Annotated in this window: 24 protein-coding genes and 1 pseudogene; 16 read left to right on the forward strand and 9 right to left on the reverse strand. The window is 72.6% G+C overall.

All coding sequences use genetic code 11. The features are described 5' to 3' along the window. The 6 genes and pseudogenes from WH07_RS40770 to WH07_RS02615 all read left to right on the forward strand — a co-directional run. A pseudogene (locus tag WH07_RS40770) lies at positions 1-244 on the forward strand (copper-binding protein); the annotation flags it as partial. Between the two features lie 70 nt (positions 245-314). Next, the gene (locus WH07_RS02595; protein ID WP_046494785.1) at positions 315-2387 is read left to right on the forward strand and encodes a SpoIIE family protein phosphatase; all 2073 of its coding nucleotides are present in this window, start codon (positions 315-317) and stop codon (positions 2385-2387) included. A 153-nt stretch (positions 2388-2540) separates the two neighbouring features. Next, the gene (locus WH07_RS02600; RefSeq protein WP_046494787.1) at positions 2541-3932 is read left to right on the forward strand and encodes a wax ester/triacylglycerol synthase family O-acyltransferase; all 1392 of its coding nucleotides are present in this window, start codon (positions 2541-2543) and stop codon (positions 3930-3932) included. Positions 3933-4087: 155 nt separating this feature from the next. Further along, complete coding sequence (locus WH07_RS02605) at positions 4088-5119, forward strand: aldo/keto reductase (RefSeq protein ID WP_046494850.1); 1032 nt, start codon at positions 4088-4090, stop codon at positions 5117-5119. Next, positions 5116-5427: an L-rhamnose mutarotase gene (locus tag WH07_RS02610; protein WP_046494789.1), complete on the forward strand. Its 312-nt coding sequence runs from the start codon at positions 5116-5118 to the stop codon at positions 5425-5427. The genes WH07_RS02605 and WH07_RS02610 overlap by 4 nt, the downstream gene beginning before the upstream one ends. Positions 5428-5433: 6 nt before the next feature. Continuing rightward, a complete protein-coding gene (locus tag WH07_RS02615; protein ID WP_079022889.1) occupies positions 5434-6348 on the forward strand; it encodes an amidohydrolase family protein in 915 nt (304 codons plus the stop codon). A 308-nt stretch (positions 6349-6656) separates the two neighbouring features. Here WH07_RS02615 and WH07_RS02620 read toward each other — a convergent pair whose 3' ends face one another. Then, positions 6657-7361 carry an alpha/beta hydrolase gene (locus tag WH07_RS02620; protein ID WP_046494791.1) on the reverse strand — a complete coding sequence of 235 codons (705 nt, stop codon included), beginning with the start codon at positions 7359-7361 and terminating at the stop codon, positions 6657-6659. A 113-nt stretch (positions 7362-7474) separates the two neighbouring features. Here WH07_RS02620 and WH07_RS02625 point away from each other — a divergent pair, with 113 nt between their 5' ends. After that, positions 7475-8353: an Fpg/Nei family DNA glycosylase gene (locus tag WH07_RS02625; protein ID WP_046494794.1), complete on the forward strand. Its 879-nt coding sequence runs from the start codon at positions 7475-7477 to the stop codon at positions 8351-8353. Positions 8354-8424: 71 nt separating this feature from the next. On the opposite strand, the gene WH07_RS02630 is transcribed toward WH07_RS02625, so the two are convergent. Then, positions 8425-9090 (reverse strand): zf-HC2 domain-containing protein, encoded by a 666-nt coding sequence (locus WH07_RS02630; RefSeq protein WP_046494796.1) that lies wholly within the window; start codon positions 9088-9090, stop codon positions 8425-8427. Positions 9091-9169: 79 nt separating this feature from the next. On the opposite strand from WH07_RS02630, the gene WH07_RS02635 reads away from it, so the two are divergent. The 4 genes from WH07_RS02635 (at position 9170) to WH07_RS02650 (ending at position 13123) form a co-directional block, all read left to right on the forward strand. After that, entirely contained in the window at positions 9170-9919 is a 750-nt protein-coding gene (locus WH07_RS02635; RefSeq protein ID WP_046494798.1) for a LytR/AlgR family response regulator transcription factor, read from the forward strand. 158 nt (positions 9920-10077) lie between these two features. After that, positions 10078-10449 (forward strand): hypothetical protein, encoded by a 372-nt coding sequence (locus WH07_RS02640; RefSeq protein WP_232788683.1) that lies wholly within the window; start codon positions 10078-10080, stop codon positions 10447-10449. After that, the gene (locus WH07_RS02645) at positions 10446-11936 is read left to right on the forward strand and encodes a sodium/solute symporter (RefSeq protein WP_046494802.1); all 1491 of its coding nucleotides are present in this window, start codon (positions 10446-10448) and stop codon (positions 11934-11936) included. The genes WH07_RS02640 and WH07_RS02645 overlap by 4 nt, the downstream gene beginning before the upstream one ends. Next, positions 11933-13123: a sensor histidine kinase gene (locus WH07_RS02650; protein WP_046494804.1), complete on the forward strand. Its 1191-nt coding sequence runs from the start codon at positions 11933-11935 to the stop codon at positions 13121-13123. The genes WH07_RS02645 and WH07_RS02650 overlap by 4 nt, the downstream gene beginning before the upstream one ends. A gap of 63 nt (positions 13124-13186) precedes the next feature. Here the strand turns inward: WH07_RS02650 and WH07_RS02655 are convergent, their stop codons facing one another. After that, complete coding sequence (locus WH07_RS02655; protein ID WP_046494806.1) at positions 13187-13717, reverse strand: hypothetical protein; 531 nt, start codon at positions 13715-13717, stop codon at positions 13187-13189. Between the two features lie 283 nt (positions 13718-14000). On the opposite strand from WH07_RS02655, the gene WH07_RS40775 reads away from it, so the two are divergent. Further along, positions 14001-14165 (forward strand): zf-HC2 domain-containing protein, encoded by a 165-nt coding sequence (locus WH07_RS40775; RefSeq protein WP_232788684.1) that lies wholly within the window; start codon positions 14001-14003, stop codon positions 14163-14165. Here the strand turns inward: WH07_RS40775 and WH07_RS02660 are convergent. Continuing rightward, the gene (locus WH07_RS02660; protein WP_046494807.1) at positions 14102-14680 is read right to left on the reverse strand and encodes a sigma-70 family RNA polymerase sigma factor; all 579 of its coding nucleotides are present in this window, start codon (positions 14678-14680) and stop codon (positions 14102-14104) included. The genes WH07_RS40775 and WH07_RS02660 overlap by 64 nt on opposite strands. 273 nt (positions 14681-14953) lie before the next feature. Here WH07_RS02660 and WH07_RS02665 point away from each other — a divergent pair, with 273 nt between their 5' ends. After that, positions 14954-16135, forward strand: a complete 1182-nt coding sequence (locus WH07_RS02665; RefSeq protein WP_046494809.1) for a CapA family protein — start codon at positions 14954-14956, stop codon at positions 16133-16135. Between the two features lie 107 nt (positions 16136-16242). Here WH07_RS02665 and WH07_RS02670 read toward each other — a convergent pair whose 3' ends face one another. Then, positions 16243-16701 (reverse strand): universal stress protein, encoded by a 459-nt coding sequence (locus WH07_RS02670; protein ID WP_046494811.1) that lies wholly within the window; start codon positions 16699-16701, stop codon positions 16243-16245. A gap of 213 nt (positions 16702-16914) precedes the next feature. Here WH07_RS02670 and WH07_RS02675 point away from each other — a divergent pair, with 213 nt between their 5' ends. Continuing rightward, positions 16915-17775, forward strand: coding sequence for a polysaccharide deacetylase family protein (locus tag WH07_RS02675; protein WP_046494813.1), 861 nt, complete (start codon positions 16915-16917; stop codon positions 17773-17775). A gap of 220 nt (positions 17776-17995) precedes the next feature. Here the strand turns inward: WH07_RS02675 and WH07_RS02680 are convergent, their stop codons facing one another. Then, positions 17996-18655 (reverse strand): class F sortase, encoded by a 660-nt coding sequence (locus tag WH07_RS02680; RefSeq protein WP_046494815.1) that lies wholly within the window; start codon positions 18653-18655, stop codon positions 17996-17998. Positions 18656-18981: 326 nt separating this feature from the next. Between WH07_RS02680 and WH07_RS02685 the strand changes: the two genes are divergently transcribed. After that, positions 18982-19467 (forward strand): hypothetical protein, encoded by a 486-nt coding sequence (locus WH07_RS02685; protein ID WP_046494817.1) that lies wholly within the window; start codon positions 18982-18984, stop codon positions 19465-19467. Between the two features lie 146 nt (positions 19468-19613). On the opposite strand, the gene WH07_RS02690 is transcribed toward WH07_RS02685, so the two are convergent. From WH07_RS02690 to WH07_RS40205, 3 genes are all read right to left on the reverse strand, one after another. After that, complete coding sequence (locus tag WH07_RS02690; RefSeq protein ID WP_046494819.1) at positions 19614-20189, reverse strand: hypothetical protein; 576 nt, start codon at positions 20187-20189, stop codon at positions 19614-19616. Between the two features lie 190 nt (positions 20190-20379). Then, positions 20380-21144: a bestrophin-like domain gene (locus WH07_RS02695; RefSeq protein ID WP_046494821.1), complete on the reverse strand. Its 765-nt coding sequence runs from the start codon at positions 21142-21144 to the stop codon at positions 20380-20382. A gap of 111 nt (positions 21145-21255) precedes the next feature. Continuing rightward, on the reverse strand, positions 21256-21750 hold the full coding sequence (locus tag WH07_RS40205; protein ID WP_046494825.1) for a hypothetical protein: 495 nt from the start codon (positions 21748-21750) through the stop codon (positions 21256-21258). A gap of 249 nt (positions 21751-21999) precedes the next feature. Here WH07_RS40205 and WH07_RS02710 point away from each other — a divergent pair, with 249 nt between their 5' ends. After that, positions 22000-22950 carry an SCO0930 family lipoprotein gene (locus WH07_RS02710; protein WP_046494826.1) on the forward strand — a complete coding sequence of 317 codons (951 nt, stop codon included), beginning with the start codon at positions 22000-22002 and terminating at the stop codon, positions 22948-22950. Positions 22951-23023 lie beyond the last annotated feature (73 nt).

Consider the following 23023-nt stretch of genomic DNA (forward strand, 5'->3'; position numbering starts at 1 on the left):
CCCCGCGCCCCCGGCCCAGCCCGGGCCGCCGGGCGTGTCGTCGGGGCGTGGAGGGCCGCCGCCCCCGCCTCGCCCCGAGCCGGAGCCGGAGTCCGAGGACGTGCCCGAGCCGGAGCCGGAGCCGCGCTCCGAAGGCATGCCCGATCTGCTGCCCGACGGCGGGTCCGGCGACGGGCCTCTCCCGAACCCCGACGATGTTCGGATCGACAACCTGCTGATCGGTCCCGTCTCGTACCGGGACTGAGGCCCGACCGCCTCGGCAGCGGCCGCTCGGACCACTCGAATAATCCGACAATTGATGACAAAGTGTCTGCATGGCTGAACGGGCAGCAGGTCCCCTGTCGCTTCCCGGCGACTGGCCCGCCCAGCCGGACCTCAGCCTCTCCCTGAACGGGATGGGCACCTTCGACTGGGACCTCGCCAGCGGGCTGCTGTATCTGGACGCCCAGGCGCTCGACGTGTTCGACACCGGGCCCGAGGAGTACGACGGCCGGCGCGAGAGCCTGGCGGACAGGATTCCGCCCGACGAGGGAGCGCGGCTGGACGCGGTGGTCGCGCGGGCGCTCGGCGACGGCAGCACCGGCTACGGCGCCTACTTCCGGCGCCGCCGGCGCGACGGCACCCTGCGCTGGACCCATACCCAGGGCAGCATCCGCCGTGACGACGAGGGCCGCGCGGTGCGGGTCATCGGTATCGTCCGCGACGCCGTCCAGGAACTGGCCGACTCCACCGCGCGGCGCGAACTGGCCGCGGTACGCCGGGTGCAGACCACCGTCGTCGAGACCACCACCGCCGCGCTCGCCCACGCCAGGACCGTCCAGGACGTCATCGACGTACTGACGGAGTCCGGCGGCCTGGAGCACCTCGGTGCGAGCGGCCTGGTGATGGGCCTGCTGGAGGCGGGGCGCATCCGGCTGGTCGCCGAGGGGCCCGAGGGCGCCCATGTGCCGGACGTGCGTGTGACACGGGCCGACGAGGAGTACCCGCTGAACGAGGTGGTACGGACGCTCGCCCCGCGCTTCGTGGAGTCCCGCGAGGAGTTCGCCCTCTGCTATCCGGACCTCTGGGAGCACATCCGCGGCTTCGGCATCAACGCCGGCGCCTATCTACCGCTGATCGCGCAGGCCCGGCCGATCGGGGCGCTCGGGCTGCTCTACGGCGACAAGGAGGGCTTCACCGCCGAGGACCGCAATCTGCTGGTGGCCCTCAGCAGCGGCATCGCCCAGAGCCTCCAGCGCGCCGTCCTCTTCGAGCAGGACCACGATCTGGCGGAGGGCCTTCAGCAGGCCATGCTCCCGCGCCGTATCCCCGCCGTGCCCGGCGCGGAGATCGCGGTCCGCTACTGCTCGGCGCGGCTCGGCCGGGACATCGGGGGCGACTGGTACGACATCATCCCGCTGCCCGGCGGCCGGGTCGGGGCCGTCATCGGCGATGTGCAGGGTCATGACACCCACGCCGCCGCCGTGATGGGACAGCTCCGTATCGTGCTGCGCGCGTACGCCGCCGAGGGGCACCCGCCGGCCACGGTGATGGCACGGGCCTCGGTCTTCCTGCACGAGCTGGACACCGACCGCTTCGCCACCTGCATCTACGCGGAGGCCGACCTGTCGACCGGGATGGTCCGGCTTGTACGGGCCGGGCACATCGACCCGCTGCTCAGGGACACCGACGGCTCCTGCCGAGGACTGCCCGTGGCGGGCGGGATGCCGCTGGGGCTCTCGGCGTTCTTCGGGTGGCTCGACTATCCGGTCGAGACCTTCGAACTCGACGCCGGCCAGACCCTGATGCTCTGCACCGACGGCCTGGTGGAGCTGCCCGGCACGGATCTGGACGACGGTATGGAGCATCTGGCCGGGCTGGTACGGGACGGACCGCACGACCTTGAGCTCCTGGCCGACCGGATCTGCGCGGTCATCGACGAGCGGGGCGGCGACGACGACGGCGCCGTCCTGCTGCTGCGGCGCGGCGGAGCCGGGGCCCCGAGCCCCGGCGGGCGGCTCCAGCACCGGGTCGCGCGGGGCGACCCGGAGGGGCTGAGCGTCGCACGGCACATGATCCGGGCGGCGGTGGGCGCCTGGGGGGCCGGCGCCGGCGCGGACGAGATCGAGCTGGCCGCCGACGAGCTGATCACCAACGCGCTGATGCACACCGGGAACGGCGCGGTCGTGAACGTACGGATCCTGTCCGGCGCGGAGCGGCGTCTGCGCGTCGAGGTCGAGGACCGCTCCAGCACCCTGCCGCACCGCCGCGACGCCGGTGAGTCGGGTGTCTCGGGGCGCGGGCTGCTTCTGGTGGATCTGCTCTCGGACGCGTGGGGGGTGGAGTCGCGCGGCAGCGGCAAATGCGTCTGGTGCGAATTCGCCGTCCCTGACCGGCCGTCACCCTGAGCTGCCTCTGAGCGGGCATCACCCCGGATTTCCGTCACACTGTGCGATATGGGTCGTTAAGCGCCTGTGAAGTGAACGTACTTGACCGTAACCGACCAATTGGTGAGGAGCTGTGCCCTCGCAGTGCCTCGCCCCCTAGGACCTGGGGTTCCCTTGACCACCGAGCTGCTGGCACCTATCGATCTGGCTTTCTGGCATCTCGAATCCGCCGACCATCCCATGCACCTCGGCGCGCTCGCCCTCTTCACCGCCGTGCCCGGTGCGGTGGCCGGCGCCGGACTGCTGGAGCTGCTCGCCGCCCGCGCCGCCGCCATCCCCCGGCTGCGGATGCGGGTACGGGACGTCTGGCTCCCGGTCGGCGGCGCCGCCTGGTCGGCCGACAAGGACTTCGACGTACGGCGGCATGTACGGCGGCTGCGGCTGCCCGCCGGGGAGTTCACGGCGCAGGCCGCCCGGCTGGCTGGCGAGCTGATGGAACGCCCGCTGGAGCGCGGTATCCCGCCCTGGGAGATGTACGTCCTGACGCCCGGCGGCCGGGACGCGGTGGCGCCGCGCAAGGGCCGTGGTCCCTGCCCCTTCGCCGTACTGGTGAAGCTCCACCACGCCCTCGCCGACGGTATGCGCGCCGTCTCCATCGGCGCGGGCATCTTCGACCAGATCGCCGACGCCCGGGCCGCCGGGGTCCGCCGGGTCAGGCCGGTGCCGCCCCGGTCCTGGCTGCCCGGGCCCTGGCAGGTGGCGGGCCTGGCCAGGGGCCGGATCGAGGAGCTGGGCCGCGCGGTCGGCATCGGCGCCTCGGTCGTACGGGCCAGCCGGCTCGACCCGCGCGGAACGCCCGCCCTGACCGCCGGGTCCAGCGGTACGCGGCGGCTCGCCACCGCCGTGCTCGATCTGGAGGACGTCCAGCGGATCCGCAGGGCCGCCGGCGGCACCGCCAACGACGTGCTGCTCGCGACAGTGGCCGGGGCGCTGCGGCGCTGGATGCTCGAACGGGGCGAGCGGCTGCCCCCCGCGCCCCCGCGCGCCCTCGTACCGGTCTCCCGGCGCCGCCCCGGCAGCCCGCCCGGCTCGGCCAACCGGCTCTCCGCGTATCTCCTCGGCCTCCCGGTCGGCGAGGCCGATCCCCGGGCCCGGCTCGCGCGGGTCCGCCGGGCCATGGACCGCAACAAGTCGGCGGGCCCGTCGCGCGGCGCGGGCGCCGTCGCCGTGCTCGCGGACCAACTGCCGCCGCTGGCCCACCGGCTCGGGGCGCCGCTGGCGGGCAGCGCGGCCAGGATCCTCTTCGACATCCTGGTGACGAGCGTGCCGCTGCCGCGCTCCACCCTCTCGCTCGGCGGCTGCCCGCTGCGCGAGGTGTATCCGATGGCACCGCTGGCGCGCGGACAGTCCCTGGCGGTGGCGCTGACCACCTACGGCGGGCGCGTCCATGTAGGACTCGTCGCCGACGGCAAGGCCGTACCGGACCTGGACCGGCTGGCGCGCGGGACGACGGACGAACTGGCGGAGCTGCTGCGGGCCACCAGGGAGATCAGACCAGGCCGTTGAGCCCTCTCTGCCCGACCGATAGGTCGGACAGTTCATTCACAAAGAAGCGCAGAAAGCTGCTCCGGAGGTGTTGACGGCACTCAGTCATCCGATGAATATTCGTCGTGATCGACACCAGATCGGATGGTGTCGGCGACGCGGGAGGCGGCGGCGGTATGCGGCACAGCACGCTCGGACGCGGTGCGGTCCGGGTGACCGGACTGTCCTTCGGGGCGGCCGGGATCGGCAATCTCTACACACCCGTCGAACCGGACGACGCCAGGGCGGCCGTCGACGCCGCCTGGGACGTCGGCATACGGTACTTCGACACGGCACCGCACTACGGCCTCGGGCTCTCCGAACGGCGGCTCGGCGAAGCGCTGCGGGACCGGCCGCGTGACACGTACGCCATCTCCACCAAAGTGGGCCGACTGCTCGAACCCGTCCCCGGGGACGGCCCGGCCGGTGACGATCTGGCCCATGGCTTCGCCGTACCCGCCACCCATCGCCGGGTCTGGGACTTCAGCGCCGACGGCGTGCTCCGCAGCATCGAGGCCAGCCTGGAGCGGCTGGGGCTCGACCTGCTCGACATCGTCTATCTGCACGACCCGGACGACCACGCGGAGGAAGCCTTCGGGCAGGCCTATCCGGCGCTGGAGCGGCTGCGCGCCGAAGGGGTCGTGGGCGCCATCGGCGCCGGGATGAACCAGACCGCGATGCTCACCCGCTTCCTCCGCGACACCGACGCCGATGTCGTCCTGTGCGCGGGCCGCCTCACCCTGCTCGACCAGTCGGCGCTCACCGAACTGCTGCCCGAGGCCGTCGCGCGCGGCAGGAGCGTGGTGGTCGGCGGGGTCTTCAACTCCGGGCTGCTCGCCGATCCGCGCCCCGGCGCGACCTACGACTACGCCGCGGCGCCGCCCGGCCTGCTCGACCGCGCCCTGCGGATGGACGCGGTGACACGGCGGTACGGGGTGCCCCTGCGCGCCGCGGCCCTGCACTACCCGCTGCGCCATCCGGGCGTCGCCAGTGTGCTGGTGGGCACCCGGTCGGCGGCGGAGGTACGGGACGCGGCCGAACTGGCCGCCCGTACCGTCCCCGAGGACCTGTGGGCCGAGCTGCGCGCCGAAGGTCTGCTCGGCGAGGAACCGGACGCCGCGGGGACCCCGGCCGAAGGGCTGTCGGCCGGGAACGGAGCGAGGTCATGAGGGTCGCCCTGCACACCACGGTCCGCGCCGACCGGATCGAGGAGTACGAGGCCGCGCACCGCGAGGTGCCCGCCGAACTCACCGCCGCGATCCGCGCGGCGGGCGCCACCTCCTGGACGATCTGGCGCAGCGGCACCGACCTCTTCCATCTGCTGGAGTGCGAGGATTACCCGCGCCTGCTCGCCGAGCTGGACCGGCTGCCCGTCAACGTCGCCTGGCAGGCCAGGATGGCCGGACTGCTCGATGTCCCGCACGACTACTCGGCGGGCGGTGCCGATGCCGCGCTGCCCGTCGTCTGGGAGCTGTGACCGCCGATGACACCGCCGAACACCGCGGGTACCACCAACACCGCGAGTGCCACGGATGCCGCCGATGCCCTGAGCACCGCGGGCATCGTGGACGCCCATCACCACATCTGGGATCTGTCCGTACGTGACCAGGACTGGATCACCGGTCCCGCACTGACGCCGATCCGCCGGAACTTCACCCTCGACGATCTGGAGCCGGAGGCACGCGCCGCCGGAGTGACGGCCACCGTGCTCGTCCAGACCGTCTGTGTGCCGGAGGAGACCCCCGAATTCCTCGCCGCCGCCGACGGCAGTGAGCTGGTCGCGGGTGTCGTCGGCTGGACCGACCTCACCGCGCCCGGGATCGCCGACACCCTCGCCGCGCTGCGCGAACTGCCGGGCGGCGACCGGCTCGTGGGGATCCGCCACCAGGTGCAGGGCGAGTCCGATCCGCGCTGGCTGCTGCGGCGGGACGTGCAGCGCGGGCTCGCGGCGGTCGCCGCCGCGGGGCTCGTGTACGACCTGGTCGTCCTCCCGCACCAGTTGCCCGCGGCGGCGGTGGCGGCCGAACTGCTGCCGGACCTCACGTTCGTCCTCGACCACCTCGGCAAGCCGCCGATCGCCTCCGGCGGCCTCGACCCGTGGGCGGACCACGTCAGGACGCTCGCCGCCCGGCGCAACACCGTCTGCAAGCTCTCCGGCATGGTCACCGAGGCCGACTGGGACTCCTGGACGGCCAACGGGCTCCGTCCGTACGCGGACACCGTCCTGGACGCCTTCGGCCCAGGCCGTCTGATGTTCGGCTCCGACTGGCCGGTCTGCCGGCTGGCCGCCACGTACGGCGAAGTGCTGGACGCGGCGCGGGTGGTGACGAGCGCCCTGAGCGAGCCCGAGCGGGGGGAGATCTTCGCCGGCACGGCACGCCGCGTGTACGGCCTCTGAGCCGGGCCCCGGATCGTACGAGCCGCCGCCACGGACCGCCTGGCGGGGGAACCCGGCCGGGCGGTCACGGCCCAGGACCGCCCCCGGGGCCGTGACCGCCCCCGGACCGGGCCCGGCACGGGCTTCGCCTCGCGTCCGCCGGGAGCGCGGAGCGGCGTTGCGCGGGCCCGGCACCGCTTCACCCGCAGGCCGGTCCCGGGCACCGTCCCGCTCCGGCGCGGCCTTCGCGGACCACGTCCGTCAGCACCACCGCCCCCCCGGCGCCATCCACGCCCCGGCCCGGCCCCTGGATGGCGCGTGTGGTGCTGTCAGGGGCTCTGGACCGGGTCCGATCCCGCGTGGGCCCTGCGGACCGCCTCCGGGTACGGGTCCATGCCCAGCAGCGCCGTCACCGAGCCGGTGGTCAGGCGGTGCCAGGTGGCCGCCCTGCGGAGCATGGCGTGGTCGCCGCCCGGCAGCAGGACCGCGCAGGCCTCCGCGCCCGCCGCCCGTGCCCGGGCCGCCAGTTCGACGGTCTCGCGCGGGTCCGTCACCCGGTCGCGGTCGCCGTGCAGCAGCACCGCGCGGCAGCCCGCGAGCTGCTCCACCGGCTCGCCCCTCGGGCACCAGGGCGCCAGCGCCACCACTCCGCTGACCCGGTCGTGCCCCGCGACCGCCAGGGCCGCGCGGCCGCCCATCGAGTGCCCCACGAGCACCACCGGCACCGGCCCCGCCAGCTCCTCCAGTTCGTCGAGCGCCCGGCGCGCGTCACGGGCCGCGTCGGCGCGCCCGCCGTTCCAGCCCTGGTACCGGTAGCGCACCCGGCCCACCACCACGTCGTACCCGTCGGTGGCCCGCAGCACCGCCCGGCTGAAGGGCCACATCCGTACCCCCGGCGGATTGATCCGGCCCGGCGGCCGCTCGCTCTTCGAACGACCGCCGTGCAGCACCAGGACGGCGGCGCGGGGCCGCGCCGAGGTCCTGTCGAGGACCAGCGCGGACTGGACGGCGGCTCGGCGGTCGCTCACGGGCATGCGGGGCCTTTCTTGAGGCGGACGGGGTCATGGGGCGACCCCTCGTGGTGACACTGCCCCGTGGGCGCGGGGCTCACTGGGCGGTCGCAGGGGGACTGCGGCACGCTGGACGCATGCCGGAAGTACCCGAAGTCGAAGCACTGCGCGAGTTTCTCGACGGCCGGCTCGTGGGCAGGGAGATCGCCCGCGTCCTGCCCCTGACGGTCAATGTCCTGAAGACCTACGATCCGCCGCTCTCCGCCCTGGAGGGCACCACGGTCGGGTCCGTCGCCCGCCACGGCAAGTATCTCGACATCGCCGCGGCCGGCCCGGGCGGCGGCGACCCGCTGCATCTCGCCGTCCATCTCGCCCGCGCGGGCTGGCTCCGCTGGAAGGACTCGTTCCCTCCGCAGCCGCCACGGCCCGGCAAGGGACCGCTCGCCCTGCGGGTCGTCCTCGCCGACGGGGACGGATTCGATCTCACCGAGGCGGGCACCACCAAGCGCCTCGCCGTCCATCTCGTGCGCGACCCGGCCGATGTCCCCGGGATCGCCTCGCTCGGCCCCGATCCGCTCGACGGCTCCTTCGACCGCGCCGCGTTCGCCCGGCTCCTCGCCGGTGAGCGGCGGCAGATCAAGGGGGCGCTGCGGGACCAGCGCCTGATCGCGGGGATCGGCAACGCCTACAGCGACGAGATCCTGCATGCCGCCAAGATGTCCCCGTTCAAACCGGTCAAGAATCTCTCCGAGGACGAGATCACCCTCCTCTACGAAGCCCTGCGCACCACGCTGCGCGAGGCCGTCGAACGCTCGCGCGGGGTGGCCGCGGGGCGGCTCAAGGCGGAGAAGAAGACCGGGCTCCGGGTGCACGGCCGGGCCGGGGAGGCCTGTCCGGTCTGCGGTGACACCATCCGGGAGGTCTCCTTCAGCGACTCCTCGCTCCAGTACTGCCCCACCTGCCAGACCGGCGGCAAACCGCTCGCGGACCGCCGGATGTCCCGCCTCCTCAAGTGACCCGCCTCCTCGCGCGGCGAAGCAACACGGCACTGACGGACCAACGCGGCCCGCCCGCGGAACGTGCCCGCTCAGCCGCTCACGTTCCGCCCGCCGATCGTCACCAGCCGCCGTCCGTCCGCGGCCCGCACCTCGAAGTGGTCGATCTGGCCCGGCCGCAGCGCCGCCCCGCCCCGGGTGACCAGCGCCTCGCCGTCCCCGGCGCGCGCTGCCCAGGTGGTCACCGTCTCCTGGGAGCCGTCCACCCCCACCGCGACCAGCGCGCAGACCCCGGAGGCGCCCGGCCGTACCAGTTCGAGGCCGACATCCGTGCCCCAGCCCGTCTCCGCCGCCGTCACCACGGCCGCCGTGCCCGTCGCCCGGTCGGTGGCGGTCCACCGTACGGCCTGAGCCGGTCCCGGGGCGGTACGGAGCACCGCGAGCGGGCCGCCCACCACGAGCACCGCGGCCGCGGCCACCAGCGCGAGCCGCCGCCCCCGCCGGACGCGCCGCCCGGCGGCGGTGCGCTCCAGCAGCCCGGCCAGCAGCTCCGGGGCCGCGGCGGTGAACGGCGCCACCCCGGGCGGGGTGCGCCGTGCGTACTCGTCGAGCTGCGCCCGTACCCCGCCGAGATCGGCGAGCAGCAGGGTGCACCGCGGACAGTCCATGAGGTGGTCCTCGAAGCGGAAGGCGTCCGGGGGGTCGAGCACGCCCAGCGTGTAGGCGCCCACATCACGATGGAGGTCCAAGGTCCGCATGATGTCTGGTACGGACCGGAGCGCGGAATCATTCAAGCGGGGCAGCCATTGGACGGCCCAGGACCTACACTCCGGCGTCATGCTGCGCGTACTGGCCGTCGACGACGAGGAACCGGCCCTCGAAGAGCTGCTCTATCTGCTCAGGGCCGACCCCCGGATCCGCAGCGCCGAGGGCGCGACCAGCGCGACCGGGGCCCTGCGCCGGATCGGTGACGCGCTCTACGCCGGGCCCGACGGCACCGCCGCCGTCGACGTGGTCTTTCTCGACATCCACATGGCCGGGCTGACCGGGCTCGATGTGGCCAGGCTGCTCGCCGGGTTCGCCGAGCCGCCGCTGATCGTCTTCGTCACCGCCCATGAGGGCTTCGCAGTCCAGGCCTTCGATCTGAAGGCCGTCGACTATGTCCTCAAACCGGTCCGCAGGGAGCGGCTCGCCGAGGCCGTGCGCCGGGTCGCCGAACTGGTCGGGGAGCGCGGTCCCGCGCAGACCCCCGCGGCCGACCAGATCCCCGTCGAACTCGGCGGTGTGATCCGCTTCGTCGCCGTCGACGACATCGCCTACGCCGAGGCGCAGGGCGACTACGCCAGACTGCACACCGACAACGGCAGCCATCTGGTACGGATTCCGCTCACCACCCTGGAGGAGCGCTGGCGGGCCCGCGGTTTCGTACGGATCCACCGCCGCCATCTCGTCGCGCTGGCCCGGATCGACGAACTGCGGCTGGACGCGGGCGCGATGAGCGTCCGCGTGGGGGACGCGGAGCTGGCCGTGAGCCGCCGCCACGCCCGCGCCCTGCGGGACCTTCTGATGCGGCAGGGCGGGCGCTGACGACACGGCCCGGGCAGGCGCTGACCAGGGCCTTCCCCCGGGATCGCCGGTCTGCGTACACTCCGGGCCCTACTGTCCGGCACGGTGGTCCGGCAGGGGTGGTATCGCACGGCGGCATCCCGCGACGGAACCGCGGGCCGCGACGGGGAGGAGAGACCATGACCGGCGAGTCCCGGCAGCCCGCGCCCCGGCGCGAGGTCGTCACCGGTGAACCCCGTCGCGTACGGCCGCTGCCCCGCTACCGCGCCCAGGCCGAGATCGAGGAGCAGACCGCGCTCGGCGACGCCTATGTCCGCTCCCTGATGCGGGGTCAGCTCCGCGCCGGACTCACCGCGTTCGCCGTTCTCGCGCTGGTCGTCGGCACCCTGCCGCTCGCCTTCGCCGCGCTGCGCGACGCGACGGCGGTGTGGGTGGTGCTCGGCTTCGCCGCCTATCCGCTGCTCACCCTGCTCGCCTGGTGGTACGTACGCCGGGCCGAGCGCAACGAGCGTGACTTCGCCCGGCTGGTGAAGGGCCGGCCCGTTCCGTGAACCAGAGCTATACCGTGACCGCCGTCGCCCTCGTCGTCCTCGCCACCGTCCTCGTCGGCGGCTTCGGGCTGCGGATCTCCCGTACCACCTCCGACTTCTACGTCGCCTCCCGCACGGTGGGACCCGGGCTCAACGCCGCCGCGATCAGCGGTGAGTACCTCTCGGCCGCCTCCTTCCTCGGGGTCGCGGGCCTGGTGCTGCTGCACGGCCCCGACATGCTCTGGTACCCGGTCGGCTACACCGCCGGCTATCTGGTGCTGCTGGTCTTCGTCGCCGCCCCGCTGCGCCGCTCCGGGGCGTACACACTCCCCGACTTCGCCGAGGGCCGGCTCGAATCCCGGGCGGTGCGCCGGCTCGTCAGTGTGTTCGTGGCCGGGGCGGGCTGGCTCTATCTGGTGCCCCAACTCCAGGGCGCGGGGCTGACCTTGGCGATTCTCACCGGCGCGCCCGACTGGTTCGGCGGGGTGCTGGTCGCGCTGGTCGTGGTGGTCGCGGTGGCGGCGGGCGGGATGCGCAGCATCACCTTCGTCCAGGCCTTCCAGTACTGGCTCAAGCTCACCGCCCTGCTCGTACCGGCGCTGTTCCTGCTGCTGGCCTGGCAGGGCGACGGCCGGCCGCGCGTCGATCTCGATCTGGCGAGCGCCGTCGCGGGCCGCGCCGACCATCCGCTCTACGCGACCTATGGACTGATCGTGGCGACCTTCCTCGGCACCATGGGCCTGCCCCATGTCGTCGTCCGCTTCTACACCAGCCCCAACGGCCGGGCCGCGCGCCGCACCACCCTCTTCGTACTGGCACTGATCGGCGCGTTCTATCTGCTGCCGCCCGTGTACGGCGCGCTCGGCAGGCTCTACGTACCCGAACTGCCCTACGGTACGAACGCCGACGCCGCCGTGCTGCTGCTGCCGGAGCGTGCGATCGGCGGTCTCGGCGGGGCGCTGCTGGGCGCGCTGGTCGCGGGCGGGGCCTTCGCCGCGTTCCTGTCCACCGCCTCCGGGCTGACCATGGCGGTCGCGGGGGTCCTCACCCAGGACGTCCTTCCGTCGCGCGGTGTACGGCACTTCAGGCTGGCCACCCCGCTCGCCATGGCCGTACCGCTCGGCGGGTCCCTGCTGATCACGGGTATGCCGGTGGCGGACTCGGTGGGGATGGCCTTCGCGGTCTCCGCGTCGTCGTTCTGTCCGCTGCTGGTGCTGGGGATCTGGTGGCGGCGGCTGACCCCGCCGGGGGCGATCGCGGGGCTGCTGCTCGGCGGCGGGCTGTCGTTCGCCGCCACGGTGATCACGGTGAGCGGGGCGGTACGGTCGGGCTGGCCGCACGCGCTGCTGGCCTGGCCCGCCGTGTGGTCGGTGCCGGTGGGCTTTCTCGCGATGATCCTGGTGTCCCTGGCCACCCGGGGCCGGATACCGCCCGGTACCAACGCCGCCATGGCGCGGTTCCACCTCCCGGAGGCCCTGATGCCCAGCGGCAAGGGAGGCGTCCGATGAGCGGAGCCGCCCTCGCGGTGCTGATCGTCCTCGGCCCGCTGCTGCTCGCGGGCGGCTTCCTCCTCGGCCGCCGTACCGCCCGCCCCGAGCGGACCAGCGATGTCGGCACGCCCGTCGAGCACGCCACCTTCGAGACACTGCACACCGCCTCGCTCGCCACCCCGCCGCTCAGGGCCGGGCTCACCGAGGAGAGCGCGCGCAAGGCGGCCCGCCGGCTCCGCTCCCTGCTCGGCACCGACGCGCTCTGTCTCACCGACCGGGAGCGCGTCCTCGCCTGGGACGGCCTGGGCGAGCACCACGGCAAGCATGTGATGGACCATGTCCAAGGGCTGCTGGGCAGTGGCCGGTACACCGCCTTCGCCAGCGGCTGCGGCGATCTCGACTGCCCGCTGCGCTGGGGCGTGGCGGCCCCGCTCACCGTCGACCACCGGGTGCTCGGCACCCTAGTCGCCTACGCGCCGAGGGAGTCGGCGGTGCTCGCCAGGGCGGCCGGAGAGGTCGCCCGCTGGGTCTCCGTACAGCTCGAACTCGCGGAGCTGGACCGCTCCCGCACCCGGCTGATCGAGGCCGAGATCAAGGCCCTGCGCGCCCAGATCTCCCCGCACTTCATCTTCAACTCCCTCGCCGCCATCGCCTCGTTCGTCCGAACCGACCCCGAGCGCGCCCGTGAACTCCTCCTGGAGTTCGCCGACTTCACCCGCTACTCGTTCCGCAGGCACGGCGACTTCACCACCCTGGCCGACGAACTGCACTCGATAGACCAGTATCTGGCGCTGGTACGGGCCCGGTTCGGTGAGCGGCTCTCGGTCACCCTCCAGGTCGCGCCCGAGGTGCTGCCCGTCGCGATGCCCTTCCTCTGCCTCCAGCCGCTGGTCGAGAACGCCGTCAAGCACGGCCTCGAAGGAGCGGTCACCACCAGCCGTATCACCATCAGCGCACTCGACGCCGGGGCCGAGGCCGAGGTGGTCATCGAGGACGACGGGGTCGGCATGGAACCCGACCGGCTGCGCCGGATCCTGCGCGGCGAGGGCGGCGCGTCCACCGGGATCGGCCTGCTCAACGTGGACGAACGGCTGCGCCAGGTGTACGGGGACGAGTACGGCCTGGTCATCGAGACGGGCGTGGACGCCGGGATGAAGATCACCGTACGGATCCCCAAGTACCGCGCGGGCGTGCACGGCACCTGAGGGGTCCGGGGGCCGGAGCCGTCCGGGGCGGAACCGGAGGCCCCGGCGGGGTCAGTGGCGGGGTCAGTACAGATGTGTGGCCAGATGCCCCAGCGGCAGCCCGAGCTGCCAGGCCGGTGTCCACACCTGAGGCCCTTCCGCCTCCCCGGCCGGGCCGCCGGCTCCGTCCGGGAACCGGTCGGCGCGCGCGGGCCCCATGGCGTCGAGATCGGCCGCCAGCAGCTCCGTCTCCTCCAGCCACCGCCAGGCGGCCCCGGCCAGCTCCAGATCCGGATCGCAGTTCCGCGAACCGGATTCGAAGGCCGCTGCCTCCAGCCGGTCCAGCCGCGCGCAGACCCAGTCGCGCCAGCTCGTTCCGTACGCAGTCAGCGAGCGCCACTCGTCCATCCGGGCCACGACGCGGGGACCGGCCGCCGGTCCTTCGGAGAGAAAGATGGTCAGGGCCAGCGCGTCCCGGCCGGCCCGGTACTCCAGAGTCGTGGGGGGCATCAGATCGCCGGTGCGCAGCAGTTCGTCGGCGATGTACTCGGCGTACATCCAAGCCATGGGCACCAGCAGACCGCCACCCGCCCCTTCGGTACATTCCGGACGCATTGCTTTTCCGCCTTCCTTCCCCCGAAGCCTGCTTCAGGGAGCATTGAACCGGCGGCGGCCGCCCCGCGTGGCCAGAAGGGCAGGATCGGACGGCGGACGGGAGCGGATTGTGACGGGTGTGGCCGGCGGTGCCGCGGACGGCGGTGGAACGGGGGATTCCGGCGAGGGAACGGCCGGTTCGGGCCCCTGCCCCGGCCCGTCGCGCCCGGCGCCGGAGGGTCCGCCGGTGGCGCCGGGCGGTGGTCCGGAGGGTCCGGGCGGTCGGGGACCGGGGGGTGCGCATGTGCGCGCGCTGCTCGGCGCCTATGTGCTCGGGGCGCTCGCGCCGGCGGAGGACCGGCGCGTCACGGACCATCTCGCCGACTGCGACCCGTGCGGCGCGGCCTACCTGGAGGTGGCCGACACCCCGTCGCTCCTCGCGCTCTGCGACGAGGACGACCTGCTGTAGCCGGGCAGCGAGCGGGCCAGCGCCCTTAGCGCGTAGTACGAGCGGGACTTGACCGTGCCCTCGGGTATCCCCAGCGTTCGCGCCGTCTCGTGCACGCTCAGCCCGCGGAAGTAGATCTGCACCAGCACCGCCCGGTGCTCCTGGCTCAGCGCCTTCACCGCCTCCCGTACATCGAGCACCGCGACCGCGCTCTCCGTGGGGTCCTCCGGATCGGGCGTGGCCGCGAGTATCCCGTCGCTGACCTCGAAGGGCCGGGCCAGCCGCGACCTGCGTGCGTCGATCGCGAGCCTGCGGCCGACGGTGAACAGCCAGGGCCGCATGGAGTCGAAGGGCCCGTCGAACGCCTCGGGGTGCTGCCAGGCCCGTACGAGCGTCTCCTGCACCAGATCCTCGGCGCGCTGCCGGTCCCCATGGGTCAGACCCAGCAGGAAGTTCAGCAGGGCGGGCCCGTGCGCGCGCTGGAGCTCCGCCAGTGCCCGCTCGTCGGTCGTCTCCGTGGCCGTCGCGGTGGTCATCGTGAACGCCCTTTCCCGTCGGGGTCGCTGTGCTGCGGAGGGGCCGCCGCCTGCCGTATCCGAGCGCATGGCGGCGCCGAGGGACAGACGGAGCGCAGGGCTCTGCGACGAGCGGTCGCTCACTGCGACGAGTGGTGCGGCGAACGGTCGTGCGGCGGCGTTCGGTCCCTTTCCTTCGCCTTGTCGGCTTGGCGACTTGACATCCATTTATATGACTATATGGATTCATTGCGTTGGTATCACCGAATGATCCTCGGAAGACGGAGTACGGCCATGACCAAGCGCATGCGACAGGGAGCGGTCGCCGCCGCCGTGGTGCTCCTCGGAACCGCGGCAGCCTGCGCGGGACCCGAGCGGCCCCCCACCCCCGACCGGCCGCACCACGGCCCCGCCGCGGACGGCGCCGCTCCGCACCGCGGATTCACCCTTGTCGCCTCCGGCGACGTCCTTCCGCACGACTCCGTCATCGACCAGGCGGAGTCCGACGCGGAAGGCGAGGGCTATGACTTCGCGCCGATGTTCGCCGCGGTGAAGCCGGTCGTCTCCGGCGCGGACGTGGCGATCTGCCACATGGAGACGGTGTACGGCGAGGAGGGCGGGCCGTTCAGCGGCTATCCGTCCTTCGTGTCCCCGCCGGAGGTCGCCCAGGGCCTCAAGGACACCGGCTACGACTCGTGCTCCACCGCCTCGAACCACAGTCTGGACGACGGGGCCGACGGGGTGCGCCGTACCCTCGACGCCCTCGACAAGGCGGGCGTCCGGCACGCGGGCTCGGCCCGCTCGGTCGCCGAGTCCATGCGCCCGGCCCTGATGAAGGCGGGCGGTGCGAAGATCGCCCAGCTCGCGTACACCTTCGACACCAACGACAACCCGTTCCCCGAGGACCAGCCGTGGGCGGTCGGTCTCATCGACGACGAGCAGATCGTCGCCGACGCCCGCGCGGCCCGGACCGCCGGGGCCGATGTCGTCGTGGTGAGCATGCACTGGGGCACCGAGTGGCAGACCGAGCCCGACGAGCAGCAGATCGCCCTGGGCAAGAAGCTCACCGCCTCCCGCAGCGGCGGCCGGCCCGACATCGACCTGATCCTCGGCACCCACGCGCATGTCCCGCAGCCGTACGAGAAGGTCAACGGCACCTGGATCATCTACGGAATGGGCGACCAGGTCGCCGGCACGATGACCAATGACGACGGCGAGCTGGACGACCGCGGCAACCACGGCTCGATCGGGCGCTTCACCTTCGCGCCGCCCGCGGAGAAGGGCGGACGCTGGCAGGTGAAGAAGGCCGAGTTCATCCCGCAGATGATGGACCTGGACACCCTGCGGGTGGTCAATCTGCCGGAGGCGGTACGGAGCGATCCCGGGCGGGAGGACTACCGCGAGATCCAGTCTGACATCAGCGAGGCGGTCCTCAGCCGCGGCGCCAAGGCGGCCGGGCTGAGGATGGGCCGCTGACGCGGCGGGAGTCGCCGGTCGGGCGGCCGGGGAAACGGCACCGCGGAAGCCCCTCAGTGACCCGCTGGGGGGCTTCTCCGGGTCCCGGCGCTCCGGGTGTCACGGCCCTACGGGACGACCGTCACCGGCCAGCGGCCCGCCTTGACCAGGCGTACCGCCACCGAGCCGATGATCCGGTGCCCGGCCGATTCCGAGGCGCCCACCACGACCGCGTCGGCCTTCAGCTCGTCGGCCGCGGTGACCAGCCCGTTGTACGGGTCGCCATGGAAGGTGTGGAACTCCCAGCGGACGTCCCAGACGTCCTTGACCCGCTCTATCCCCTCCCGGATCTCCTGCATGAGCCCCTCGGCGATCTCCCCGGTCGTGTCCGCGACGGGGGCGCCCAGGGCCGCGCCCGCCGCGAGCACCGGCTGCACGTAGACGATGGCGAGCAGCGCGTTCTGCCGCCGGGCGAGACCGCCGGCGTACGAAGCCGCGCGGAAGGAGGACTTCGACCCGTCCACGCCGACGACGATCACCTTCGGGCCGTCGGTACCGCGTTCGAATCTGGTGGGCTGCTGGGTCACGGACGCAGGCTATCCGTTTCCGGCGCCGGGGGCCCTTGGGGGGCCGCTGTGATCGGCCGCGATTGTGGCCGGACCGGGCATCCGTGAGAGACTTTCGCTCCCTTTGGCGCAGGGTGTCCAGGGCCGTCCCGGTGCTCATCCCATCGGGTGCTTTCACCCGGCTTCGGGGTGTTGCTGAGCGGTGGGAACCATCCGCCGTGCGAGCCATTGGTCATGAAAAAGGATCAGATGATTCCGGGTCGGCGTGCTGTCCTGCGGGTCGCCGCCTGCCTCGGCGCCGCCCTCGTCGCCCGGATGTTCACCGCGGGCCAGGCCCAGACGCCCGGCCCCCCTGTGGTTCCGGCCCCGCAGGCGGGTGCCAAGGAAGCCGTGGAGGCGGCGGGCGCGAAGGCGAGCCCCCCGCTCAAGCCCTCCGCGTACCGGCTCCAGCCCATGACCGAGGGGCCCCCGCTCGGCCTGCGCAGAGCCTTGCCGCCGGTACGCAAGAAACCCATCCTGAACCTGCCGGAGCTGGGCAGGAGCATGGTGCTCACCTTCGACGACGGGCCCGACCCCCGCTACACCCCGAGCATCCTGCGCACCTTGCGCACCTATGACGTCCGGGCGATGTTCTTCGTCTGCGGCGGGCAGGTCGAGGAGTATCCGGACCTGCTGCGGGCGATCGCCGACGACGGGCACGTGGTGTGCAACCACACCTGGACCCATCCGCTGGTGCCCAGCCTGCGCCCGTCCGCCATCCGCAAGGAACTGGGGCGTACGTGCGACGTCATCGAGAAGACCGTGGGCACCGCGCCGCTCTGGTACCGGGCACCGTACGGCGCCTGGAACAAGCACTCCTTCGAGATCGGCGCCGAACTGGGCATGGAACCCCTCGCCTGGACCGTCGACACCCTCGACTGGAACACCCCGGGCACCAAGTCGATCGTCGACAAGGTGCTGGACGGCGCGGGCCCGGGGGTGGTGGTGCTGTCGCACGACGCGGGCGGCAACCGTTCGCAGAGCGTGGCGGCGCTCCGTACCTATCTGCCCAAGCTGCTGAAGAGCGGCTACCGCATCGCGGTGCCGCACCGATGAGACGGCGGGCCGGATGACAGACACCCCCTGGGCCGCACCCCCGGACATGCGCCGGGAGGGGCACCGGGAGATACGCACCATACGCACCGATGGGCCGGCCGGCCCGAGTGAGCCGGCCGGCCCCAGTCATTTCCCGCATCCTGCATTTCCCGCATCCTGCGGTGTGGCGAGGGCCGGTCCGTACCGGCGCGTCCGGTCCGCCTCGGCCCGCGCGTCCCGGTCAGCGTGTCCCGATCAGACGGGCGAAGACGACGACATTGCCCGCGTACCCGTTGGACTTCGAGTAGCCGCCGCCACAGGTGATCACCCGCAGCTCGGCATGGCCGGTGTCGCCGTAGACCCGGGCGCCGGGGAAGCCGTTCTTGGCGAAGACCTCGACCCCGTAGATCTCGAACACCGCGGTCCGGTTGTCGAACCGGGTCACCTCGATGTGCTGGCCCTTCTCCAGCGAACCCAGGGCGTAGAAGACGGCCGGTCCCGCCTGGTTGTCGACATGGCCCACGACCACCGAGGTGCCGCGCTGGCCCGGCGCGATGCCGTTCTGGTACCAGCCTGCGAGATTGGGGTCCTGCGGCGGCGGGGCCGCGATCCAGCCGTCCGAGTCGAGCCCGACATCGACGACCGGGGTGTCGACCTTGATCGCCGGGATGCGCAGCCGCGACATCGGGGCGTACGGCAGCGGCTTCACGATCGGCATCGTGTGCGCGGCCGCCGCGGCCGGGTCCGGACGCCCGAGACCGGCCGCCGAGGCGGGCTGCGGCGGCCCCAGCGAGACATCCAGCCCGTTGCGCATCAGGGCGATACCGGTGAGCATGACGAGAGCCAGAACGCCCCAGGGCGACCGCAGTCTCGACTCCGGAGCGTAATGGTCCTTGGCCATAGTTCTCCCTTCGGCATAGTTCTCCCTTCGGGGGGATGCTCGCACGGTAAGCGCGCCGGTCCAGGTCCGCGATCAGAGGCGGGCGAACGGGTGGCGGAACCCTTCGCGCTGACCCATCCGAGTAATCGGCATATAAAAATCTCTGACGGTCGGTGACCTGCGCCTCCATCGGGCCGGGCGGCCTCCGGTCGGCGTGTCGGCTCACCGGGGTGGACCAGTGCCGAAGTGCGACGATGGGGTCGCGCGGTGATGGTTCGTCATGGAAGGCGTACTCGTCGAATCTCCCGGAGCACCGCTTTGGGGCGTCTTCCGCTGGAGGTTCAACGATGCGTGCTTCACGCGCTCTCGCGGTGTCCGCGGCCGCCTGCGCGGCCGTGGCGTTCTCCGCCCCACTGGCCGCCGCCACGGACGGTCCGAGGAATGTCACCGTCAATCCGTTCTCGGTCCACCAGGGCGGCAGGATCGAGATCACCGTCCAGGGCTGCGGCCACGGCGGGACTGTCACGTCCAACGCCTTCCGGCGGGTCGAGCTGTCGGTCAATCCGTCGGGGCACTCCAGGGCGGTGGCACGGATCCACGACGACGCCACGCCCGGCCGCTACAACCTCGCCGTCAAGTGCAGTGACAACAACCGGGTCGAGACCCACCAGTTCGAGGTGCTCGCGGGGCGCGGCGCACTCGGCGGGCTCGGCGGTTCCATCGGCCCCAGCTCCACGGAGATGGCGGTCGGCGGCGGGCTGGTCGCCACGGCGGCCGTCGGCGGTTCCCTGTTCCTCGCGCGCCGCCGTCGGCTCACCGGTGCGGGGGTCTGACCGGCCGTACGGTCCGGTCCTCGCGGGGGCCGGAGCGCCCCGCATGCCCGTCACCCCGAGTCCAGGCGGAGGACTCGGGGCGACGGGATTCCTGGCTGCCTTCCGGGCGGAGGACCGGACGGGGGGTGGCACTGGCCGGTGCGCGGTCAGTGGCCACGGTGCTCCGCCCGCCGCCGGATGGCGTAGACGGTCCCCGTGATGCCGGCCACCACCAGCGCCGTACCGGTGAGGATCTCGGCCATGTTCATCCCGCCGATGCTGCCGCCGAGGCCGCCCCTGACCCCGCCGGGCGAACTGACGGTGCCCGCGGGCGCCGGTACGGCCGCGGAGGTCCCCGTGGTTCCGGTGGTCCCCGTGGGCACCGGTACGGGGGCCGGTGTCCTGGCGGAGTTGGAGACGGCGAGGGTGGTCTTCGCCGAGACGCCGTTGCAGGTGAAGGTCACCTCGTACCGCGCGCCCGCCTTGGCGTCCCAGTCGACGGTGGCCGTCGCCGTGCGGCCGGACGGGATGGTGACGGTGTCGAAGACCCCGGAGGAGGCGGTGGCGGGCGTGCTGCACTTGGTGACGGCCAGCGTCACCCGGCCACCGGGCGCGACCGTGGACGGGGTGATGCTGTATCCGAACGGCGCGTCGGCGGCGACCGCGGCGTCGGCAGCAGGTGCGGTCAGGGCGAATGCGGCCACTCCCAGCAGAGCGGCGGACGCGGCACGTATCGCTCGCATGGTGAATCCTCCGGGTCCCGGGGAGCAGCGGCGGAACCGGTTTCCGCACATGTCGGCGAATGCTCCTCGTTGCCAGAAACGCTAAGAGCGCGTTATCACACCCGCGATCGCTGGCGGGCGAATGGGGCACGGGTGTCCCTCGTACGGAGGACACCCGTGTCCGGTACGGCCCTCTTGACGGCCGATCTGTTCAGCCTCCTGCCTGCGGGAACAGATCCAGGAAGGGCGCCGCGGTCGCGGCGATCCCACGGCCGTACGGCGCGTCGAAGTCCCAGATGAGGAAGAGCAGGAAGGCGATCAGGGCGCTGAAGAGCCCCGCCAGCAGCAGTTCACGGAACGTACGGCGGATCTGGAGCACGAAGATCAGCCCCACCGTGACCACCGCGCCGGTGATCAGACCGAACCAGACCACCCCCGGCATCGTCGCCCCCGCGTTCCCGCCGCGCGCCCCTCTGGCGTCGTCGGCGGCGGCCACCTCGTCCACCAGCGGCTGGTACGCCTGCCCCTCCAACTCGGTCTTCGGGGCGTACCGCGTGACATCGCGCCGCAGTTGGTCGAACAGCCGGGTGCCCTCCGCGCTGAGGGCCTCGTGCTTGGCCATGTACGGCCATTCACGGTCGACGACATACGACACGTACGCGTCGACGTCGTCGCGGATCCGGTCCCTGACCGCGGCCGGATAGACCTGGACCCGCTGCCGGATCTCGTGCAGGGACTGGGCCTCCTGGCGTACGGACTCCTGAGCGGCGCCGCGGCCCTCCCAGACACCGGCGATCGCCAGGCCCAGCACGATCGCGTAGATCACGCCGATCATCATCGTCATGTACTCCATGACGTCCGGTGTCCCGGAGGGATCGTCGTCGTCCGGCACACGGCGGTTGTTGATGACGACGATGGTGAGGACGACCGCGCAGGCGGCGGCCATCGCGATGCTCAGGACGAGCCATTCCGACATGGATTCTCCGTGGATCAGCGGGAGCGGGGACGCAGGACGGCGACGGCCAGGACGGCGGGGGCCGTGATGAGGAGCATCAGCGAGACCAGCGAGGGCCCTCCGCCGGGCTGCTCACGGGTCGCCTTGCGGTACGCGGGCAGGGGCACCCGGGACGGCGAGGGGCTCGCCGAGGGAGTCGGCTTGGCGGACGGCCGTACCGGGCTCGGGTCCGGGGCGGGCGGCGACTTCCGTACCGGCACGGGCGTCGGCGGAACGGGCCGCGGCCTGGCGGCGGGCCGGACGGGCACCGGCGGCTTGGGCGTGACAGTCGGGGTCGGCGGAGGTGCCGGCTTCGGTGTCGGCCGGGGCGACGGCGTCGGCGGTGCGGGCGGCTCCGGAGGCGTGGGAGTCGGAGGCGGCGGCGGTGGCGAGGGGGACGGCGTCGGCGAAGGCGACGGCGAAGGCGACGGGCTGGGCGGCTCCGGCGTCGGCGATGGTGTCGGGGTCGGCCTCGGGCAGTGGTGGCCGCCGACCGACACGGACACCACGAGATGGTGTCCATGGGGACCCACCGAGGCGTACACGCAGGTATGCGCCGCGGCAGGCGTGGGCACGGCCGACAGCCAAAGGAGTGCGACGGCAGCCGACAGCCGTCCGACGAGCGATCCATACACGGCAGGAGCCTGTTCCCCGGTCGGCCGCGGCACGCCGGAAGGCCCTTGGATTCGCCCGTTTGGGGGATTTGGGCTCCAGCAGGTTTGAGCGCCGGAAGTTTTTTCCGGTCGCGTTGAACGCTGCGGTGCTTCCGGCCCGTACTTAGGGCCATGAACGGCGCACCCAGGCGCATCAACTGGCTTACGGACAACGGGAGTTGACATGAACACCTGGCGGAACGCCTCGCTCGCGGTGACCGCGGCGGCCGTACTGGCCCTGACGACGGCGTGCGGTCAGGAGCAGGGCACCGAGACCGGTCTGTCCGTCGGCGCCGCCAAGCCGGCCGACGCCGGCTACGGAGCGGACGGCGGCTACGGCACCGACACGGGCGCCGCGGTGGCCAAGAAGGCGGGTCAGCTCGCCGTGTGGGACAGCAAGGAACTCGGCGAAGTCGTCACCGACAGCGAGGGGTTCACGCTCTACCGCTTCGACAAGGACACGGCCGAGCCGCCCACCTCGAACTGCGAGGGCGACTGTGCCACCGCCTGGCCCGTGGTCTCCCCCGACGGAGCCAAGGCCGCGCCCGGCACCGACCCCTCGCTGCTCGGCGAGATCACCCGCGCCGACGGCACCAAGCAGCTCACCATCGCGGGCTGGCCGATGTACCGGTACGCGAAGGACACCAGCCCCGGCGACGCCAACGGCCAGGGCGTGGGCGGCACTTGGTTCGCCTCTGCCCCCGACGGCAAGAAGGCCGCACCCGCCGACGCCTCCGGTGCCGGCTCGGACGACGAGGTGACCGCCGGTGATCTGCCCGGCCTGTCCGTCCGCAAGGACCCCAAGCTCGGCGACATCGTGGTGGATTCACAGGGAATGACGGTGTACCGGTTCAAGAAGGACACCGCGTGGCCGATGTCGACGGCCTGCACCGGCGAGTGCCTGGACAAGTGGCCGGTCGTCGAACCGGTCGACAAGAATGACACCGAAGGCATCACCAAGAAGGGCTTCGTGACCTTCGACAGGCCCGATGGAATCAAGCAGCAGACCATGGACTGCTGGCCGCTCTACACCTTCAGCGGCGACACAAAGCCGGGCGACACCAATGGTCAGGGCGTGGGCGGCACCTGGTACGCGGTTTCCCCGAATGCCAAGCTGGTCGGAGCGCCCAAGTAGTCCCCACACCGTGCTCCGGCCCCACCGGTCCGCCGTCGCGCCCCTCCCGCGCGACGGCGGATCTGCCACGCAC

The sequence above is a fragment of the Streptomyces odonnellii genome, from assembly GCF_000981895.1.
GTDB classification, from domain to species: domain Bacteria; phylum Actinomycetota; class Actinomycetes; order Streptomycetales; family Streptomycetaceae; genus Streptomyces; species Streptomyces odonnellii.

Coding starts and splice junctions, on each gene's coding strand:
- WH07_RS02595 (WP_046494785.1), top strand. CDS start 315: ATGGCTGAACGGGCAGCAGGTCCCCTGTCGCTTCCCGGCGACTGGCCC.
- WH07_RS02605 (WP_046494850.1), top strand. CDS start 4,088: ATGCGGCACAGCACGCTCGGACGCGGTGCGGTCCGGGTGACCGGACTG.
- WH07_RS02610 (WP_046494789.1), top strand. CDS start 5,116: ATGAGGGTCGCCCTGCACACCACGGTCCGCGCCGACCGGATCGAGGAG.
- WH07_RS02615 (WP_079022889.1), top strand. CDS start 5,434: ATGACACCGCCGAACACCGCGGGTACCACCAACACCGCGAGTGCCACG.
- WH07_RS02620 (WP_046494791.1), bottom strand. CDS start 7,361: ATGCCCGTGAGCGACCGCCGAGCCGCCGTCCAGTCCGCGCTGGTCCTC.
- WH07_RS02625 (WP_046494794.1), top strand. CDS start 7,475: ATGCCGGAAGTACCCGAAGTCGAAGCACTGCGCGAGTTTCTCGACGGC.
- WH07_RS02630 (WP_046494796.1), bottom strand. CDS start 9,090: ATGCGGACCTTGGACCTCCATCGTGATGTGGGCGCCTACACGCTGGGC.
- WH07_RS02635 (WP_046494798.1), top strand. CDS start 9,170: ATGCTGCGCGTACTGGCCGTCGACGACGAGGAACCGGCCCTCGAAGAG.
- WH07_RS02640 (WP_232788683.1), top strand. CDS start 10,078: ATGACCGGCGAGTCCCGGCAGCCCGCGCCCCGGCGCGAGGTCGTCACC.
- WH07_RS02650 (WP_046494804.1), top strand. CDS start 11,933: ATGAGCGGAGCCGCCCTCGCGGTGCTGATCGTCCTCGGCCCGCTGCTG.
- WH07_RS02655 (WP_046494806.1), bottom strand. CDS start 13,717: ATGCGTCCGGAATGTACCGAAGGGGCGGGTGGCGGTCTGCTGGTGCCC.
- WH07_RS02660 (WP_046494807.1), bottom strand. CDS start 14,680: ATGACCACCGCGACGGCCACGGAGACGACCGACGAGCGGGCACTGGCG.
- WH07_RS02665 (WP_046494809.1), top strand. CDS start 14,954: ATGACCAAGCGCATGCGACAGGGAGCGGTCGCCGCCGCCGTGGTGCTC.
- WH07_RS02675 (WP_046494813.1), top strand. CDS start 16,915: ATGAAAAAGGATCAGATGATTCCGGGTCGGCGTGCTGTCCTGCGGGTC.
- WH07_RS02680 (WP_046494815.1), bottom strand. CDS start 18,655: ATGGCCAAGGACCATTACGCTCCGGAGTCGAGACTGCGGTCGCCCTGG.
- WH07_RS02685 (WP_046494817.1), top strand. CDS start 18,982: ATGCGTGCTTCACGCGCTCTCGCGGTGTCCGCGGCCGCCTGCGCGGCC.
- WH07_RS02690 (WP_046494819.1), bottom strand. CDS start 20,189: ATGCGAGCGATACGTGCCGCGTCCGCCGCTCTGCTGGGAGTGGCCGCA.
- WH07_RS02695 (WP_046494821.1), bottom strand. CDS start 21,144: ATGTCGGAATGGCTCGTCCTGAGCATCGCGATGGCCGCCGCCTGCGCG.
- WH07_RS02710 (WP_046494826.1), top strand. CDS start 22,000: ATGAACACCTGGCGGAACGCCTCGCTCGCGGTGACCGCGGCGGCCGTA.